We start from the raw sequence: 18,759 nt of genomic DNA on the forward strand, positions 1-18,759 counted from the left end.
CGCCATCTTTAATTACCTGCAACAATATCGAATAATTCTTTATCTAACTGTGGCTTTACGTCGCACGTAACATTAAAATGCATTGTTGCGGTATTGTTACTGTTATACGCTGGCCACTCTGGTAAGTCAGCATGATTAGGGTTGCCGGTTTTCGCAAAATTTAGCCATGCGCTACTCATTTTATCAGCAAGTTGATGCGCTTCTTCACCGCCACCGGTCATTTTATTGGCAAGATCTATATTGTCAAAAACAAATGGAAGTTCCATACAATGCAGTGCCTTATATTTACCATCAAAGACTGGAGATTGCCATGTAAATAAGTACATATATACGGGAGCTCCATTTAATCCAGATTTGTCATTGGCTTCTTGTACGGCTCCGGGTCTAAACATGGTGTCAACATCTAGAAGATCTTTTGCTTCTGTATCGTTTGGGTAGGCTTTTTTAACGGCTTTTACATAGGCATCAGCTTTGTCTTTGTAGGTATCTTTAATATGCTTCATGATAGTTTCATCAGAAGCTCCAACAAAACGCATATTAGCAAAAGGGGCGAACTCGTTTTTTGCGGTACCAATCAAAAAAGGAATATCCTTAGAAACTGCTAACGCTTCTTTAGAGCTTAATTGATATGGTAGGTCAGTGCCATCTCTACTAGGTCCCCAATTTAATCCAAAACCAATAACAGGTTTGCCTGCCGCTTTCATTTGTGCGCCAACAACCTTAAGTGCTTTGCCACTTGCTTCTGCTAAAACTTCAAAAGGTATATTTTGAATACTGTCAACATTAGTTGTGTTTAGCCCTAGAATCTTTAATGTTTCTGTGGCAATTGCTTGCGTATCTTCTTTCTCTAACATGGCCGTTCTAAAAGAGCCACTTTGATTTATAGCTTTATGAAAAAGTCCTTTAGCTTTAGGCATCGCCATAAGGGTAGTTACTTTGGCTCCACCACCAGATTGACCAAAAATGGTAACATTATTAGGGTCGCCACCAAAGTTTTCGATATTGTTCTTTACCCATTCCAGTGCCTTTACCATATCAAGAATACTGTTGTTGGCAGAGTGTTTATATTTTTCGCCATGAGCGGATAAGTCTAAAAAACCAAGAACATTTAACCGGTGATTGATGGAAACGACCACTACGTCACCCTTTTTAGCTAAGTTCTCTCCATCATAAGATGGTAATTCGTGACTAGAGCCAGTTGTGAATCCGCCACCGTGAATCCAAAATAATACCGGTCTTTTTTTAGCGGTACTTGCTTGAGGTGTCCACACATTTAAACTAAGGCAATCTTCATTTGGAAATCCCCAATCATGATCAAAAACGAATTCAGATTCATCTTGAATAGCCGTAGTAGGATTCAATAATGGAGCAACAGGACCATGCATGGTCGTGCTTTTAATACCTTCCCATTTTGTAGGGTTTACTGCAGCTTCAAATCTTTTTGCCTGTGCATAGGGTATACCTTTAAACGTAGTAATATCATTATGGATATAACCCCGTATTTGTCCGAATTCAGTATTTGTAGCAGGAACCTGTGATCCTGTAAGTACCAAATCTTGCGCAGAAATAGAGGTACAGAATATCGTTACGACTAGTATAGTCGTTAATTGAATAAGATTTTTCATAATGTACATTGTAGTTTTACTGCTTATTTAAAACCTATTTCTTTAAGTCCGTCATGACTAATTTTAATAGCATCTAAAGGCTTAAGGCCTTCAAAAGTCATGTCTTGCTCTACCATGTAGTATTTCATGCCAGAAAGTTCTTTGTTATCAAGAATATTTTTGAAACCTATAGAACCTGTACCTACTGGCGCAAATCTACCTTGTTCATCCATATCCTTAACATGCCATATTTTAAAACGCCCTGGGTATTTGTTGAAGTAGGCGATAGGGTTGGCACCTGCTTTGGTTACCCAATATAAATCCATCTGAAAATTTAATAATTTAGGGTCTACATTTTCTAACAAGTAATCGATAGGTGTAATGCCGTCAGCATTTTTCTTGAATTCAAAATTGTGATTATGGTATAGTAATTTCAAGCCTGCTTTGTTAGCCTTTTCGCCAAGAGTAGTTAATATTTTAGCTAAGTCTTCAACTGTACCGGTCATACCCATTGTTCTGTCTTCTTGGTTAAAAGTGAACATGCCCATAGGTGGAATCGGAACTACAAAATATTTAAAACCTGCAGCCTTTGCATCTGCCATCATTTGGTCGGCATTGTCAAGAGTTACGGCACTTTGGTGGGTACTAATGGGCTTTAATTTCAAAGATTTTAATAAACTTTTAAAATCTGCCGGAGTCATACCATAATACTTACCGTCTTCATAACCGGCAGCTTCGATATTTTTATAGCCGGCATCTGAAACGGCTTGCAAAGTTGCCTTTGCATTTGTACCCATATCATCCCTTACGGTATAAAGAGCAAGACCGCCAAATTTCTTTTGGGCGTAGGTCGTTAATGAGCCGAACATAAAAGCAGCGAGAACGGCACATTTAAAAAAGTTGTTGAGTGTTGATTTGTTCATTGTTGTTGTTATTTTAAGTGTCTAATTTTATTTAAAACTATATAAGTACGGGGCTTTGTGAGCTTTACCTTCAAAAAGCTTTTCATGCCGTTGCAATATGTCTAGAGACAACATTTTACGCTGAAAACTAGTGCGTCTTAATGTCTGGTCTAAGATTGCTTCGAAAACTTGTTGTAAGAGTTTCATGGTAAATTTCGGAGGCAACAGATTCATTCCTATTATCTTCTCACTTATATTATTACGAAGTACTTCAAGAGCCTTGTTTACAATTTCATTATGATCCATCATTAATTTAGGAACATTATCGATGTCGTACCATTCAATACTGTCTGATAAGTGATCCGGTTTCGGATTCACATTTTCGTAATTTATTAATGCATAATGGCCTACGGTTACAAAGCGTTCCGTCATCCATTCATTATCGGCTAAATCCTTATTATTTGCTTCTAAAATTCGACGGGTGGTTGAAGGATCTGTTCTATCTGGATCTCCGAAAACTTGAAATTGATCCAAGAATACGTTTTTTATTCCGGTACGTTCTTCTACCCCCTTGTTTACAGCATCTTGCAAACTTTGGTTTTGTTTTATAAATCCTCCGGGAAGTGCAAATAAACCAGTATTGTGATATTCTAAAATGAGAATTTTTAGTTTTACACCGTTGAACCCAAAGATTACACAATCATAAGAAAGGTTGGGAATGAATTTCGTATTTTCTGAACCTTTCATGCGTGAATTTGATAAAATTTAGTAGTATTTATCAAATAAAGCACAAAATTAAATGACATCAAAGGATTATTGTTTTAAAATGAGACAATAGATATTTTATGGAATTTCGTTACTCGAGATCAGCATATGTATAACAAATGGATTTTATAGAGTTTACATAAAATAGACGCTAGAAATTTTATAGGTCATTACGGCGCCTACACTTATTACTGTTTATACATTTACCTTTTCTTTTCCAAGTTCAACGGCACGTTCAAATGCGGCGAACGCGGCTTCTTTAATTAACTCTCCTACATTATTATTCTCCATAGAATCTAATGCCGCACGTGTGGTACCACCTTTACTGGCAACCTTATCCATCCAAGAATTTGGTGATAGTTCATTTTGGTTCAAAAGTTCAATTGCCCCGGTAAATGTTTGCGCTACGAGTACTTTAGAGACATTTGGTGTAAAGCCCATTTTTAAAGCAGCTTCCATCATGCTTTGCATAAAATAGAATACATAAGCCGGACCACTACCTGATATACCGGTAGAGGCGTCAATGAAATTTTCGTTACTTACTTGAATGGATTTACCTGTTGTATCTAACAAACTTTCAATGGTCAGTAGTTCAATTCTAGTTACCTCTTCAGAAGCAACGAATGATGTAAGTCCTCTACCAATCGAAGCTGGTAGATTAGGCATGGCACGCACTATTTTTGTGAGTCCGGTTAAGTTTTTTATAGTACCGATGGTAACACCCGCCATAATCGAAATAATGATTTGACCCGGTTTTACTAGCGGATTTAATTTTTTAAAAACACCCTCTGCATGATAGGGTTTTACGGCTATAAAAATGATATCTGCCTGTGGTGCACAATTTTTAAGATCATCAAAAGCATCGAATTGTGGGTTCTTTCTTAATTCTTCCAGTTTATCTTCAGAAGTATCGAGTACCATTATATTTCTTTTCTTCAGTAATTTTGATTTGGACATGCCTTCTGCATACGTCAATCCCATGTTTCCGGCTCCTATTACTAGTATTTTCATAAATTCAATTTATATGTGATCGTGTACTTAGATAAATAACATTTTCTCGATAGCGTTGTTTTTACGCTTGTAATAAATTTGTCTGTAAGTGTGCAGGGTTTTTACGGGGATGCCCATAAAGTATTTTGTAATGGAGGTCACCTTCGACTTTTTGAGTCCGTTGCGTGTTCTGTATAATTCTTTGGTATTGCTTTCTCTTTTAATATAAATAAATTTCATGTAATGGTATTTCAAATAGTAACATAACAAATGCATTACCAACTCCTAATTAGAGTTGTTAAGTTTATGTTATACTATTTTAAAGTGAATAGAATAAAGGTTGGAAAAGGGTTTTCCGAATAATGGTATATGCTGATGTGATGTTTATAAATAGGCGCGTAAAATTTCGGTATTAGAGGTGCGGCGTAAGGATCTAAGCCCTTTATCTTTAATTTGGCGTACACTTTCTCTGGTAACATCAAAGATTTCACCAATTTCAACCAAGCTCATTGCTGGTTGATTACCCAGACCAAAGTACAAACGAAGTACATCTCCCTGTCTTTCCGGAATTTTATGGAGTACTTGATCGATATCGATTTCTAATGATTCGGCCATTACCTTTTTATCTGGACTGTTCTTGTTTGTAGACTCCAGCACATTATATAAAGAAGAAGATTCCCCTTCTTTAAAAGGGGCATCTAATGAAATTGATTTACCAGAATTTTTCATAGAGCTTTTGACCTTAGATACGCTTAGGTCTAATTCTGTAGCAATTTCAGCGGCACTTGGCGGTCTTTCATTTGATTGCTCTAAAGAGGAATATACTTGGTATATTTTACTGCTTACCGCTATTTTATTCTGTGGTAGACGAATTATTCTTGATTTATTGGATAGTGCTTGAAGAATAGACTGGCGAATCCACCATACGGCATAAGATATAAATTTGAACCCTCTAGTTTCATCAAAGCGTTTAGCTGCCTTGACCAGACCAAAATTGCCTTCGTTGATAAGGTCGGTAAGGCGCAGACCCCTACCTTGGTACTGCTTAGCTGCAGATACTACGAACCTTAAATTTGCACTCACCAATTTATCTAACGCTTTTTGATCACCATCACGTATTTTTCGAGCCAATTCAACTTCTTCTTCTGCAGTAATTAAATCTATTTTACTGATTTCTTGAAAATATTTTTCTAATGATTTGGCATCTCTGTTCGTAATTTGTTTGGTAATCTTTAATTGTCGCATAGAATGATGTTAGATTAATTTATAACATAGTAAATTTTAGTTAAAATACAAGAAATTGACATGTTTTGTGATTAATTTGTGTGTTTTGAATAGTTTTTAGCTCATTTTTAGGTAAAAATGATGATTATCGAATTTTATTATTCTTGTGTTTTTTGTAAAACCAGCGGTATTATTTAATGGCTAAGCGTATTAGTCTAGCTATAATTTTCGTTAAATAAAATTGTTGTTCAATTAAATGATTTAAGAGCAGTATTATGCTTCTATATAAAGGCTGATATTTATTTTTGAGTAACCAATTTAATAGAGCATGAAAATTCGAATAATCACCTTCTTCATATTATTAAGTAGTACTACTATTTTATACGCACAAAAAATAGATTTCTCTAGTCTTGAAAATTTGAAGATTCGAAATGTAGGTCCTGCAAATATGAGCGGGCGTATTACGGCAATAGATGTGGTTGCCGAGAATCCGAAGATAATGTTCGTTGGTGCGGCTTCTGGCGGAGTTTGGAAATCTGAAAATGGCGGCTCTGCTTGGAAACCTGTTTTTGATCAACAACCAACACAGAATATAGGAGCACTTTCTATACAGCAAAGTAATCCTGATGTTATTTGGGTAGGTACAGGCGAAGGTAATCCTCGTAATTCTATGAATTTAGGAATGGGTGTTTTTAAAAGTACCGATGGGGGAGAAACTTGGAAACATATGGGCTTAGAGGCAACTAAAACCATACATAGAATCAGTATAGACCCTTATAATCCCAATGTTGTTTATGTAGGCGCAATGGGTGATCCTTTTAAAGAAAATGAGCATAGAGGTTTGTATAAAACGGTCGATGGCGGTCTTCATTGGACAAAGATTTTATACTCCAATACGAAATCTGGTATTGCAGATCTGGTAATGCATCCTAAAAATTCTAAAAAACTATTTGCTGCGCTATACGAACATAAAAGAACTCCGTATTACTTTACCTCAGGTGGTGAAGGGTCAGGGTTTTATGTTTCCAACGATGCAGGTGAAAATTGGAAGCAATTAGGAGAGAAAAACGGACTGCCTGCTGGAGATTTAGGTAGAATAGGTTTTGCTATTGCACCTTCTGAACCAGACAGAATCTATGCTAAAATAGAAGCGAAGAAGAATGCAATTTATCGAAGTGACGATGGTGGTGAAAGTTGGAAAATGATCAATGACAATCCCAAATTTGCGAATAATAGACCCTTTTATTTTCAAGACCTGGCTGTAGATTCAGAAGACCCAGATAGAGTCTATAATATTTATCAGCCTTTGTCGGTAAGCTATGATGGTGGCAGTACTTTCGATACGATACCTATGATACCTGCCGATGAGACAAAGGGTATTCATGCCGATTTTCATGCCTTTTGGGTGAACCCGAAAGATGCAAAACACTTTATTATTGGTGGCGATGGCGGATTGGGAATTACCCAAGATCATGGTAAAAGTTGGTATTTTCCGGAAACCATACCTGTTGCACAATTTTACCATGTGGGTGTAGATAATGATACTCCGTATAACGTATATGGCGGTATGCAAGACAATGGCAATTGGTCTGGACCAGCATATACTTGGAAAAGAGGCGGAATTCGAACTTTGTATTGGCAGTATTTGGTTGGGGGAGATGGTTTTGATATCTCTCCTGATTTAGATAATTCTAGATTTGGGTATGGATCATCTCAAAATGGAGATTTATACAGGTATGATAAATTAACCGGGTATTATGTAAGTATAAAACCACCTGCTCCAGATATGAAGATCCCTTTACGTTTTAACTGGAATGCTGCTTTTGCTAGAAACCCTATGGATGATAATGCAGCTTATTATGGGTCACAATTTGTTCATTTTACAAAAGATAAAGGAGCAACGTGGGAAATAATTTCTCCTGATTTAACCACTAACAATCCTGAGCATCAAAAACCTGATTATGGCGGATTAACATTGGATGTTTCGGGTGCAGAGCGCTACAATGCTATTTTGAGTATTGCGCCTAGTAGTATAGATGATGAAATAATCTGGGTAGGTACTGATGATGGTCAAGTGCAATTAACAACAGATGGTGGTGCAACATGGAAAAACATCACTAAAAGGTTAAAAGGGCTGCCAAATGAAGGATGGATAGCTCAAATTGAAGCTTCTAAATACGATGCTAAAACTGCTTGGGTGGTGGTGAATAATTACAGAAAGGGAGATTATGATCCTTATGTTTTTAAAACTGAAGATTTAGGGAGAACATGGAAACAAGTAGTTGATAAATTTATGGTCAATGGTTATGCATTAACAATTATACAAGATCCCGTAGAACCGAATTTGTTGTTTTTAGGAACTGAGAATGGTCTATGGATAAGTATTGATGAAGGGGCGACTTGGTCTCAATTTAAAAACGGATTCCCGTCAGTTTCAACGATGGATTTAAAGATACAGGAAACAGAATCTGCACTGGTTGTTGGAACTTTTGGTAGGGCAATATGGGTTTTAGATGATTTGTTGACTTTAAGGGAAATAGCTGGTGACCGATTAAAATCTGGTATAACCGCGTTACCAATGAATGATGCCGTGCAAGTAAAAGGATTATTCATTAATCCACCAGGAAATATTTGGACAGGTTTTCATACCACTTTCGAGGGTGAGAATAAAGTCTTTCAGAAAACTCAAATTCCGTTTTACTTATCTGACGAGCCAACAGCGGAAACTGGCGTTACGGCATTGATTTATGATCAAGAAAATAAATTGGTAAATACGGTTGAAACTAAAGAACTCACTAAAGGGTTGAATTACATGATTTGGAAACTAGATGAGTCAGCAGCATCTTTACCTGGTTCATGGAGCGATGATTTTTCAAGAGATATTCCTGTTTTGCCTGGCGAGTATACTATTGTTTTAAGGTATGGTGCACAAACCGATACTACTAAAGTAACCGTAATTGCAGATCCTAGATTTGAATTAAAATCAAATGTAGACAAAGCACTTTATGAATATAAAAAAGCTGTAGATAGTCAAGTCGAAATCTTGTCGAAACACTTAACTGAAATTGATGCTAAAAGCAAAAAAGTAGATGGTTTGTTAAGCAAAATAAGTAAGTCTGAGAATACACCTGATCAAGCATTAGTGACCAAGCTTGAAAATATGAAACAGTCCCTAAAGATATTAAAGGCAAAAGGTCAAACCCCTAAGCCAGAAAGACAAGTAGGGGCGTGGCAGTCTTTCGAGACATCGCCGTATTCAAAAATACGAGAAGCTTTAAGTATCGCTGCTGCACAAATAAATGAGACTTCTGCCCAGCATCAAGAAATTCTTGAACAGGGAGAATTATTGGTGACGGAATTTTCAGAAACAGTAACCAATTTTATGAAAAATGAATGGGGACCCTTTGTAACTATGGTCAAAAATAGCAACATCACTTGGGATGAGTAATATAATGAAGTTGAGGTAACTAAGATAAAATTGCCTCTGCTTCAATTTCTACCATATAGCCATCGCCTACCAATTTGGCTTCTACCAATGTATTTGCCGGATTGATACCTTTAAAACGTTCGCCATGTGCTCGTGCTACAGGTTCCCAGTCTTTTAGTTCGTTGACGAAAATTCGGGTTCTCACTACATCGGCTAAAGTGCCGCCAAATGAAGTGATAACACCCTCTATTTTGTCAATAATAAAATGGGCTTGGGCAGCCGGGTCTGTGCCACCAATCATGTCACTTCCGTGAGTTGCCGTGGTGCCTGAAACATGAATGGTATTGCCGATTTTTACCGCTCTACAGTACCCTGCATATTCTTCCCATTCGGTACCGCTAAAAATCTGTTCTCTGTTTTCTCCAGTTTTTATTGGGGTAAATGCTTTTGGTATCGTTTCTAAGTGATCACTAAGATCACCCGATGCTGTTAAAAATGGAGGTTTTCTATATTCGTCACCACAATCGCCAGGTATTAATGTTAGTTGAAATTGTGCTTTTTTGATGGCGTTGATATCATCTGAATCTAGCGTAATATCCAGCATTTTTCTATTGTCTTCAATATGCTCACTTTCGCCCAATCTTGCGCCAACGATAACAGAAGCAACCGCATCACCCTCTAGAATAAATCTACTTGCAATATTTGCAATCGAAGCATCATGTTTATCGGCAATCTTTTTTACTATTTGTAATAGGTTCTGGTATGGCACCCATCCGCCAGCGGCGTCAATAAAACGTTTATATTTCATTTGTGACCACGTGGTCAATTGATCATACGTAGGTTCGGTTTTATTCAACCATTTATCGGTTAAAAATCCGCCAGCAAGTGTTCCAAATGCCAATAGTTTTACGTCGTACTCTCTGCAAACGGCAGCCATGTTTCCATTCGCACGCTGGTCTATCAAAGAATGACAAATTTGATTACTGACAATGGGTATACCACTTGCTAGAGCAATTCGTAAATGCGCGGCATCAAAATTAGTTACTCCAATATGTTTAATTAATCCATCTTCTTGTAACTCCTTAAGGTAAAATAGACCGTCTAACCAACTAGCATCGGGGTAGTACCATGCATGAAATTGTAAAAGATCAATACTAGGCTGTTGCATTCTGTCTAAAGCTAATTGTATGGCAGCTCTAACATCATCGCGAGTAATTTTACCTGGTTTTGGAACCCATTTTGTAAATAGCTGTACGCTGTTTTTATCAGTAAGACTATTCTTAAAAGTACCGGTTATGATTTCACTAGAGCCGTAGTGATCGGCCATGTCGAAAGAAGTGAGTCCGGCATCAACATAAGGCTTCATAAATTTGGCGGTTTCAACAGGGTCTAATGTATTACCATGACGTTCCATGTCAGCTATTTGCCATAACCCGGTAACCACTCTAGAAATCTCTAAATCTTTTGCTAATTTAATTGTTGACTGCATCTTTTATTCTTCAGGGAGTTCTAAAAATAATTCGTTTGTATTGTTGTGCTGTATTTTCAATTTTTTCCAATAATAGGCAAAAAGTAAACTTGCCAAGCCCATAACAATTAGCCATATAGGTGTGGAGTGAAAATACCACGCCGTTGTTTCTGATGTTACATCTTTATAGGTGTGAATACCTAAAAAGGCGGATAGGGTAAAAATACCTAACCAAGCAATCCATAATTGCAATGTTCTATTTTTTAGTACTGAAATTTGTTTCGCCAAAGCGGGATTTACTTTGGAAATAGTGACTAGGGTAATACACATTAAAAGAAAATTGATCATCATAGAAGTGACCATAATATCGATACCTAAAAAGAAGTCGCCTGCGAAGTGAGAACCTAGAACACCAATGCTTGCCATGATACCCGCTACAATTAATGCAATATGAGGTGTATGATTTTTTGAATGGATTTTAGAGATAGATTTAGGAAAAATACCATCTTTCGCCCAAGCAAACATTAAGCGTGAAACCGATAACAGCATGGCAGGTAAATCGTTGATTAACGCAATTGCAGCACCTGCCAAAATAGCGATACCTAAACCAGAGGGCAGCACGTAGCTTAATAAGCCAGGGGCAGAAATATCTTTAGTCATTGCTTCTTGGGCAACAAAACTCCAAGGAACAATATGATATACCGCCGAAGCAAAAAGAAAGTAGAATAAGCCTACTCCGAATATGGCTAGTAGAATCGCTCGTGGTAATGATTTAGTCGGATTTTTAGCCTCGCCACCAGCTTGTGCTATGGAGTCAAAACCGATAAAACTTGAAAATAAAAGTGCGGCTGCCGACAAAAATATGCGCCAGTCGAAATCAATATTTTTAATGGGTTCAAAAGTGCGTCCGGTTTTTTCTTGTAACCCTGTCAAGAAATCTGTCGAGTCGTAAATGAGTCCCGACACAATAACAATCCCGCCGAGGGCGAACATCAAAAACATCATGGGTAATAAAATGCGCTCATAACTTTTTATTCCCTGAATATTTATGGTGACAAAAGACCAAATTAATGCCAGAGCGATGGTTACGCGTATCCATCCTATTTCTAATCCGGTAGAAATACTTTCCCATCCTAAACTCAGGGTTACGTCACGAATAAATGGTACGGTTACGTAAGCGATAACTCCGATAACAATCGAGAGTCCGAACCATTGGGAGAAGCTAGCAACAAACCCTAAATACGGATTTAATCCTCTACTAGCATAAATATAACTACCGCCCGCACGTGGCATAGCCGATGCCAAAATACCATATGCCAAAGCGGCAAATAATGCGGGTATAGCAGCAAAAGCAAAAGCAGGTAATACGTACGGACCAATACCGGGTACATTACGCTGTATCATGAAAGGAACAACATTTATAGAAGCCCCTAACATAGAGCACACGCCGGTAGCGGTAAGGGCTAATAGCCCCATTTGCCGAGTTAGTTTTTTTGAGGTAGTTTTTGACATTTAAAAAGAGTTACAGCGGCTTAGACTATTCTTGATTTAGAAAAGATGTTACACCCGTCATTTGCCATCTGCCCAAGGTTATTGGTATGCTCCCAATAGCATTTAATTCGTCAAAAAAGGCTTTCATTTCAAAAGGTTCGTTCTTGCTCTCTTTCATTCTGGCATATTCTGCCATGGTATTTTCTAACAAGTATTTACCTGTTATATAGCTGGTGCCGTAACCTGGTTGCCTAAGGTAAAGATGTTGTTCAAAAAGCAATAAGTCTTTTTCTGTTTTCATCCATCCTCTTGGGGTGTAGTTAGAGTGAATACTACCGGCTTCTTCAGAAGTCATAAGGTTTGCATGTGCATATAACGAACCTAAACCTCTAGCGGCACGTTGTGCAATCATAATATATACGATTTCTCTAGAACGGGTTTGGTCATCATATAAACCTGCATCCATAAACATTTCTTCAACAGCTGTGGCCGTACCCTCGTTTCTTGAATCGAATATATTATAAAGCAACGCCTCTTTTCTTATCTCACGTGGGTTAGGTTCATTATCCATTCTAGCCAATTCGAACCAATGGTAAAAATGAGAGTATAGCGGGCGCTGATCTAAATGTGCTGTAATCCAAAAAAAGTTTCTTTTCTCTTTCGGTACAAAAGCACCTAAATGGTCATTTAGTGCAGTCTCGAAATAGTCTTTTACCGTAACAATTTCATTTTTGTCTAAAAAATCTAGAAGGCTTTTGGCTGAAGCCTTTGCCATTTTATTGTATTCTTCAACGCTACTGGCATCATCTAATTCAGGTAAATTTCGATTTCTATGTTCCTCTAATTTTAGTGCCGACCAAGCTCGCGTAAGCTCACGTTTTAAGAGCATTACTTCATCTTCCCAAGTTAAAGGCACCAGGTGTACATTTTGTAAATACCACGTATAATTATCTTTACCAATACCTGAAGGTCCCGTTTTACTGGTTGCTTCGGTTTTTAACCATTCAGCTAAATTATTTGTTGAGGTTATTGCGGCATCAATAGCCGTAACTATTTTTTTATTTCTTTGAACTCCTTCACGATTTTTTAGCTGCGCTAAGTCTTGGCTTTGATTTTCGATATCGCGAATACCTGCGACCCATAGATCTTTAGCATTACCCGTTAAGTTTTTCTTCGCTTGTTCGTTAAGAAAGGGTATTACTTTTAAGGCGGCAATGAATTTGCTTTGGTCGGTTTTGTCTAATGGAAAATTGTATTTCCATATATCGATTATGGCATGGTGCGCCGGACCTTCATGCGCAGGTACATCGCTTCGGTCTGTCCAAATTGTCTTGTAGAATGCGGGGTCTCTAACCCACGGTTTTAAAATTCGTTGATTAAAATCGTAGCCGTTCATCTCGGCATTTACAATATGCCAATCAACCTTATCAGGTATTGACCACCCAGTAGTATCAATAGCATGTATTTGTTGCTGTAATGTTTTGAATTCAGGAGCTCTCTTTTCGAAAGCTTCAGCAGTATAGTCTGGGGTGCCGTCTAGTAAAGGCGGGTTTTCAAAAGAACGCCACTTTTTAAAAAGTTCAACTAAATTTTGATTGGAACTTGTGTCTTGAGCTAATGCTATTAAAGGTGTGCTGACAAAAAGTAGAATAAAAATGTTGGTTAGTAATCTTGAATTTGCAGTTTTGGTCATTATGAGTGGTGATTGGTATGTGTATGCAAAATAAGAATAGTGTAGCAATGCGCCATATGTTTATTCAAAATAGTGATGGATTAGATATTTGAGATTACTTCTTGAAAGATAAGTTGCTCTAATGCGAAAAAAAGTATCTCAAATGCTCAATTCACCACAATTTAAATTGCGAATAGCGTTATTTGTAAATCAAATCTGAAAGTATTTTACTTAATCGTATTGTCTTAAAGATGTATTTTTATACACCTATACACGCAATAGTGTAAGCATAAATTTTAGTATGTAGTTCAATTTTAATCGTATGAATAAAGAGTTTCATTTTCTTGATGATGGTGGCGAAATGGGTAAGTTAATGCGCGAAAAAGATTGGTCAATGACGCCTTTAGGTCCGCCAGAAGAGTGGCCGCAAAGTTTACGAACTACGATTAATATTATTTTAAATACACCTTTTCCAATGTTTTTGTTTTGGGGAGATACCCTAAAAGGATTTTATAACGATGCCTATAGGCCAATTTTAGGCGTAGACGGTAAACACCCCAAAATTTTAGGTCTAAACGGGGAAGAAGCCTGGGCAGAGATATGGAAAGATATTTTTCCGATGCTTAGTGTGGTAACTAAAAAAGGAGAGTCTATTTGGAGAGAAAATTTAATGATTCCTATTTATAGGAATGGTAGAATGGAAGATGTCTACTGGACATTTAGTTATAGCCCTGTTAAAGATGAATCTGGAAACGTATCTGGCGTTCTAGTAATTGTAACAGATACTACTGAGGCTGTTTTAGCAGAGAGAAGGTTACGAGAGAGTGAGCGAAGATTTAGAGAGTTGGCAGACCTATCTCCAGTTTGGATTTGGATCACCGATAATGAAATAAATATAGAATATTCGAATAAGGCATTATTAGATTATGTTGGCGTAGAAGACGAATCTGAATTTACAGGGCAAGTTTGGGTCGATGTGGTTCATCCTGATGATTTAGATGTGGTGTATTCGGGTTTCGGCAAGGCATTAGAGGAGCAAACGGGGTTTGCTTTAGAATATAGAGTAAAAAATCATCGTACCGATAAATATGAGTGGTTTAAGGTTTTAGGTGTTCCTAAATTCGAAGAAGGTAAAAGGATAGGTTTTATTGGTACGGGTATGAATATTGATAAGCAAAAATCATTTGCAGATCAATTGAAAGAAGAGGTAGACAATCGCACGAGACAATTGGCTTCTAGTAATTTAAAGCTAGAAAAAATGAATAAAGAGTTACAGTCTTTTGCATATATCTCTAGTCATGATTTACAAGAGCCGTTGCGTAAAATACAAATGTTTTCAGAAGTGTTGATGGATAATGAATACGATCAATTATCTACTTCTGGTAAAGTTAAGTTCGAAAAGATACAATCTGCAGCCAATCGAATGCAGGCTCTTATCAACGATTTACTATCATATTCTCGCACAGATACAGAGCAAAGGGTTTTTGAAACGATAGATTTAAAAGATTTAGTCGAAGATATTAAAAATGATTTGGGAGAAGAATTAAGTAAAAAAGATGGTACCATCACTTTAAAAAACTCTTGTCAATTAGAAGTTGTTCATTTTCAATTCCGTCAATTGATTTATAACCTGTTATCGAACTCTATAAAATATTCAAAGGCTGATGTACCACCTGTAATTACTATAGAAACCGAGGTAATTAAAAAAGCGAAATCTATTGATCCAAGTCTGTCGAATACTAAAGAATACGTTCAAATAACCATTACCGATAATGGTATTGGGTTCGAAGACCAATTTTCAGAGAAAATATTCGAGGTTTTTCAAAGACTACATTCTAAGCAAGAATACGTAGGTACAGGTATTGGTTTGGCTATTGTAAAGAAAATTGTGCAAAATCACGCGGGTGTCATTAGTGCCTCAGGTGAATTAAATAAAGGATCTGTTTTTACAATTGTACTTCCTAAAAAGCAATAAATACAACCCATATTTTTATCTAAAGTTCTAGAAATCTATTCATTGATATTGATTAGGATAAATTTCTATGTCATTGTATTCCATTTCAATAGCTAGTTGAATTCGTTTATTTTCAAGATATTTAAAAGAAAATTTTTTTGAGTTAAAGCATATTCTTTTAAGGATATTACATGGGTGAATTCGATTCTATTTTTGACTCATGAATACTACAATAACAAAATCGGCAGGTATGGGCGCTGTCATAAATGATGGTGCTGTAACATTTAGAGTATGGGCTCCGAATGCAGCGAAAGTCTTCGTTGGCGGTAGCTTTAATAATTGGTCTGAAAACGAGATTGTTCTCGAAGCAGAAAATAATGGATATTGGTCTGTAAGTACAGATCAAGCATCGGAAGGTGATGAATATAAATTCTTTATCGAATATAACGGTAAGCTTTTGTCAAGAAATGACCCGTATGCCTATGAGGTAACAAATAGCAACGGTAATTCTATAATAAGAACATTAGATTTCAACTGGGAAGATGAAGATTTTAAAATGCCAAGCTGGAACGAGCTTGTCATTTATGAACTTCACGTAGGTACTTTTAATCGTTCTGCACCAGATGTGGTGGGTACATTCGAAGATGTCATCGAAAAATTAGCATACTTAAAGAACTTAGGTATCAATTGTATAGAATTACTGCCCGTGGCTGAGTTCGCAGGTGGAATATCTTGGGGTTACAATCCCGCTCACCCATTTGCAATAGAGCAAGATTATGGTGGTCCGGATGCATTTGCAAAACTGGTCAATGAGGCCCATAAAATGGGCATTGCCGTTATTATGGATGTTGTATATAATCATTTCGGTCCGTCAGATGTAGATTTATGGCAATTCGATGGGTGGAGCGAAAATGACAAAGGCGGCATTTATTTCTACAACGATCATAAGAGCGAAACCCCGTGGGGAGATACCAGACCAGATTATGGTAGAGAAGAAGTACGTCAATACTTGCGTGACAATGCCATGATGTGGATCGAGAAATATCATTGTGACGGTTTACGAATGGATGCTACTTCTTATATACGTTACGAAGGTGGTGGGTTAGGTTACGATACAGAAATTGAAGAAGGCAATGTATTAATGCGCGATATCAATTCAGAGATTAGAGAAAAATATCCGCATGTATTAACAATTGCAGAAGATTTAAAAGGCGACAGTAGGGTTACCGATGCTGTTGAGCACAACGGGTTGGCATATGGTTCTCAGTGGGATATGAATTTTGTTCATCCGGTAAGAGAGGTCATAGAAGATACACATGACGACAGTAGAGATTTGCAGAAAATTATTGATGCATTAGAGTTTAGATATAGCAATGATGCTTTTTGCCGAATTGTATATACCGAATCTCATGATGAGGTTGCAAATGGTAAGGCAAGGGTTCCAGAAGAAATTCAACCCGGTGATGCAGAAAGTGATTTTGCTAAGAAAAGAGCCATTTTGGGTATGGTGTTGACGTTAACATCGCCAGGTATACCAATGCTTTTTCAAGGGCAAGAGTTTATTGAAGATGAGTATTTTCAAGATACCGAAGGCCTAGATTGGAACAAACAAGAAAAGCACAAGGGTATAGAGAATTTGGTTAGAGATGTTATTAAGTTGAGAACAGGAGAAACTGAAGGCGGTAAAGGGTTAAGAAGTCAACATATTGAGATTTTACATAGTAACCATGAAACTAAAATATTGGCATATACCCGTTTCGACGGTAATGATCCAACAGAACCAGTTCTTGTAGTTTTGAACTTTAGCAATCAAGAATATGAAGACTATGGTATAGGTTTAAATGAAAACGAACCATTTCGATTAAGGATTAATGCGGGTAGTAAAATCTACGATAAAGATTTCTCAGAATTACCGGTAGATAGTGTTGAAGTAGTTGAAGAAAGCACAGACGCTAAAAACTGGACGGGTAAAATTAATATTCCGGCTTATGGGGCATTAATTTTTACGAAATCTTAATCGTATTACTGTTATTCATTATTACAGACGGCTTTTTATTAGCTTTAAACTAATAAATTAAGCCGTTTTTTAAGCTAAGATTTAAAAGTGGTAATATTTTATTGTATTTTGTTATATAATGTTTTTCTAAAATAATAATTTTACAAGCTCTTATGCAGCAAACTAATTGTGATGTATTGAATGGAATATAGTTTCATATATAACCCTGAAAAATTGGTTAATGAAGTATTTCGAAAAATAATGGTCGCTGCAGAGATTGATTTTGAAATGTTGCAAGACGGTACCATTAAGTTGCCCAATGATTTAAGTGAAGAAAAACTTACATCTATTTCATCGCAGCTTGAAGGTTTTGGTATAAAGATTCAAACCAGAGAGAATCGAGATATCGTTGAAGAAATTAAGATTTATATTAAGAAGATGGTTTATGAGGGCGATATTAGAAATGTAAAAATTTCTGAACTGCTCACCAATCAATTGGGTTTTAGTTATCCATATCTTTCTAATCTATTTTCTAGTAAAACGTTTACCTCAATAGAGAATTTTTATATATTAGTGCGCATTGAAAAAGTGAAGGATTTAGTGCTATTGGATAATACAAGTTTAAGTGAAATTGCTCATGACTTGAATTTTAGTAGTGTGCCTCACTTGTCGAATCAGTTTAAGAAGGTAACTGGGTTAACCATCACCCAGTATATTAAGTTTAGAAAAAAGTAAGAAGAATGGTTCTTCTTTCAATACATGAAAAGTGAAAATGGATAAATTAAGAATACTACTCGTTGACGATGACGAAGACGACAGACAGTTTTTTGCAGATGCATTGGAAGGAATTGAACTTAATACAGATTTACACCAATTAGAAAATGGTAAAAGCTGTATGGAGTATTTATTGAGCGATACCGATAATACACCTGATTTAGTATTTCTAGATTTGAATATGCCTATTATGAATGGGTTCGAATGTTTAGAAGCAATTAGACGTACCCCTCATTTAAAAGACTTGTTGGTAGCTATTTATTCTACCTCATCGGCAGAAAGAGATATCGAAGAAACTTTTGAAAAAGGAGCGAACATCTACATTAAAAAACCTTCAAGCTTTAATGAACTTAAAAAGTCATTGAAACAGGTGGTTAAAATGAACTGGGCATATCATTTAAATGATTTTAAGAAAGAGAATTTTTTATTGAAAATATAAGGTCTCGAATAAAGTTATAGTAAAAAAGTTGTTTCATTCGGAACAACTTTTTT

The 18,759-nt window shown here is 36.6% G+C and carries 14 protein-coding genes; 5 read left to right on the forward strand and 9 right to left on the reverse strand.

Annotation, left to right across the window (positions count from 1 at the left end):
• Positions 1 to 8 precede the first annotated feature (8 nt).
• The 6 genes from ACEN2N_RS11585 to ACEN2N_RS11610 form a co-directional block, all read right to left on the reverse strand.
• Positions 9 to 1,625, reverse strand: a complete 1,617-nt coding sequence (locus ACEN2N_RS11585; RefSeq protein ID WP_441824471.1) for a carboxylesterase/lipase family protein — start codon at positions 1,623 to 1,625, stop codon at positions 9 to 11.
• A gap of 23 nt (positions 1,626 to 1,648) precedes the next feature.
• Entirely contained in the window at positions 1,649 to 2,527 is an 879-nt protein-coding gene (locus tag ACEN2N_RS11590; protein WP_441824472.1) for a sugar phosphate isomerase/epimerase family protein, read from the reverse strand.
• Between the two features lie 27 nt (positions 2,528 to 2,554).
• Positions 2,555 to 3,253, reverse strand: coding sequence for an NUDIX hydrolase (locus ACEN2N_RS11595; protein WP_441824473.1), 699 nt, complete (start codon positions 3,251 to 3,253; stop codon positions 2,555 to 2,557).
• A 213-nt stretch (positions 3,254 to 3,466) separates the two neighbouring features.
• A complete protein-coding gene (proC, locus tag ACEN2N_RS11600; RefSeq protein WP_441824474.1) occupies positions 3,467 to 4,282 on the reverse strand; it encodes a pyrroline-5-carboxylate reductase in 816 nt (271 codons plus the stop codon).
• 27 nt (positions 4,283 to 4,309) lie between these two features.
• Positions 4,310 to 4,501: a hypothetical protein gene (locus ACEN2N_RS11605; protein ID WP_441824475.1), complete on the reverse strand. Its 192-nt coding sequence runs from the start codon at positions 4,499 to 4,501 to the stop codon at positions 4,310 to 4,312.
• Positions 4,502 to 4,645: 144 nt separating this feature from the next.
• Positions 4,646 to 5,506, reverse strand: a complete 861-nt coding sequence (locus ACEN2N_RS11610) for a sigma-70 family RNA polymerase sigma factor (protein WP_441824476.1) — start codon at positions 5,504 to 5,506, stop codon at positions 4,646 to 4,648.
• Between the two features lie 307 nt (positions 5,507 to 5,813).
• Here ACEN2N_RS11610 and ACEN2N_RS11615 point away from each other — a divergent pair, with 307 nt between their 5' ends.
• Positions 5,814 to 8,933: a WD40/YVTN/BNR-like repeat-containing protein gene (locus ACEN2N_RS11615; RefSeq protein WP_441824477.1), complete on the forward strand. Its 3,120-nt coding sequence runs from the start codon at positions 5,814 to 5,816 to the stop codon at positions 8,931 to 8,933.
• 19 nt (positions 8,934 to 8,952) lie between these two features.
• On the opposite strand, the gene ACEN2N_RS11620 is transcribed toward ACEN2N_RS11615, so the two are convergent.
• The 3 genes from ACEN2N_RS11620 to ACEN2N_RS11630 are packed head-to-tail and all read right to left on the reverse strand — an operon-like array spanning position 8,953 to position 13,564.
• A complete protein-coding gene (locus tag ACEN2N_RS11620) occupies positions 8,953 to 10,401 on the reverse strand; it encodes an aldo/keto reductase (protein ID WP_441824478.1) in 1,449 nt (482 codons plus the stop codon).
• Between the two features lie 3 nt (positions 10,402 to 10,404).
• A complete protein-coding gene (locus ACEN2N_RS11625; protein WP_441824479.1) occupies positions 10,405 to 11,892 on the reverse strand; it encodes an APC family permease in 1,488 nt (495 codons plus the stop codon).
• A gap of 25 nt (positions 11,893 to 11,917) precedes the next feature.
• Entirely contained in the window at positions 11,918 to 13,564 is a 1,647-nt protein-coding gene (locus ACEN2N_RS11630; protein ID WP_441824480.1) for a hypothetical protein, read from the reverse strand.
• Positions 13,565 to 13,865: 301 nt separating this feature from the next.
• On the opposite strand from ACEN2N_RS11630, the gene ACEN2N_RS11635 reads away from it, so the two are divergent.
• From ACEN2N_RS11635 to ACEN2N_RS11650, 4 genes are all read left to right on the forward strand, one after another.
• The gene (locus tag ACEN2N_RS11635; protein ID WP_441824481.1) at positions 13,866 to 15,518 is read left to right on the forward strand and encodes an ATP-binding protein; all 1,653 of its coding nucleotides are present in this window, start codon (positions 13,866 to 13,868) and stop codon (positions 15,516 to 15,518) included.
• A gap of 199 nt (positions 15,519 to 15,717) precedes the next feature.
• On the forward strand, positions 15,718 to 17,514 hold the full coding sequence (locus ACEN2N_RS11640) for an alpha-amylase family glycosyl hydrolase (RefSeq protein ID WP_441824482.1): 1,797 nt from the start codon (positions 15,718 to 15,720) through the stop codon (positions 17,512 to 17,514).
• Between the two features lie 180 nt (positions 17,515 to 17,694).
• Complete coding sequence (locus ACEN2N_RS11645; RefSeq protein WP_441824483.1) at positions 17,695 to 18,228, forward strand: helix-turn-helix domain-containing protein; 534 nt, start codon at positions 17,695 to 17,697, stop codon at positions 18,226 to 18,228.
• A 37-nt stretch (positions 18,229 to 18,265) separates the two neighbouring features.
• Positions 18,266 to 18,706: a response regulator gene (locus ACEN2N_RS11650; RefSeq protein WP_133688114.1), complete on the forward strand. Its 441-nt coding sequence runs from the start codon at positions 18,266 to 18,268 to the stop codon at positions 18,704 to 18,706.
• Positions 18,707 to 18,759 lie beyond the last annotated feature (53 nt).

This window comes from Maribacter spongiicola (genome assembly GCF_052119685.1).
GTDB classification, from domain to species: Bacteria; Bacteroidota; Bacteroidia; order Flavobacteriales; family Flavobacteriaceae; genus Maribacter; species Maribacter spongiicola_A.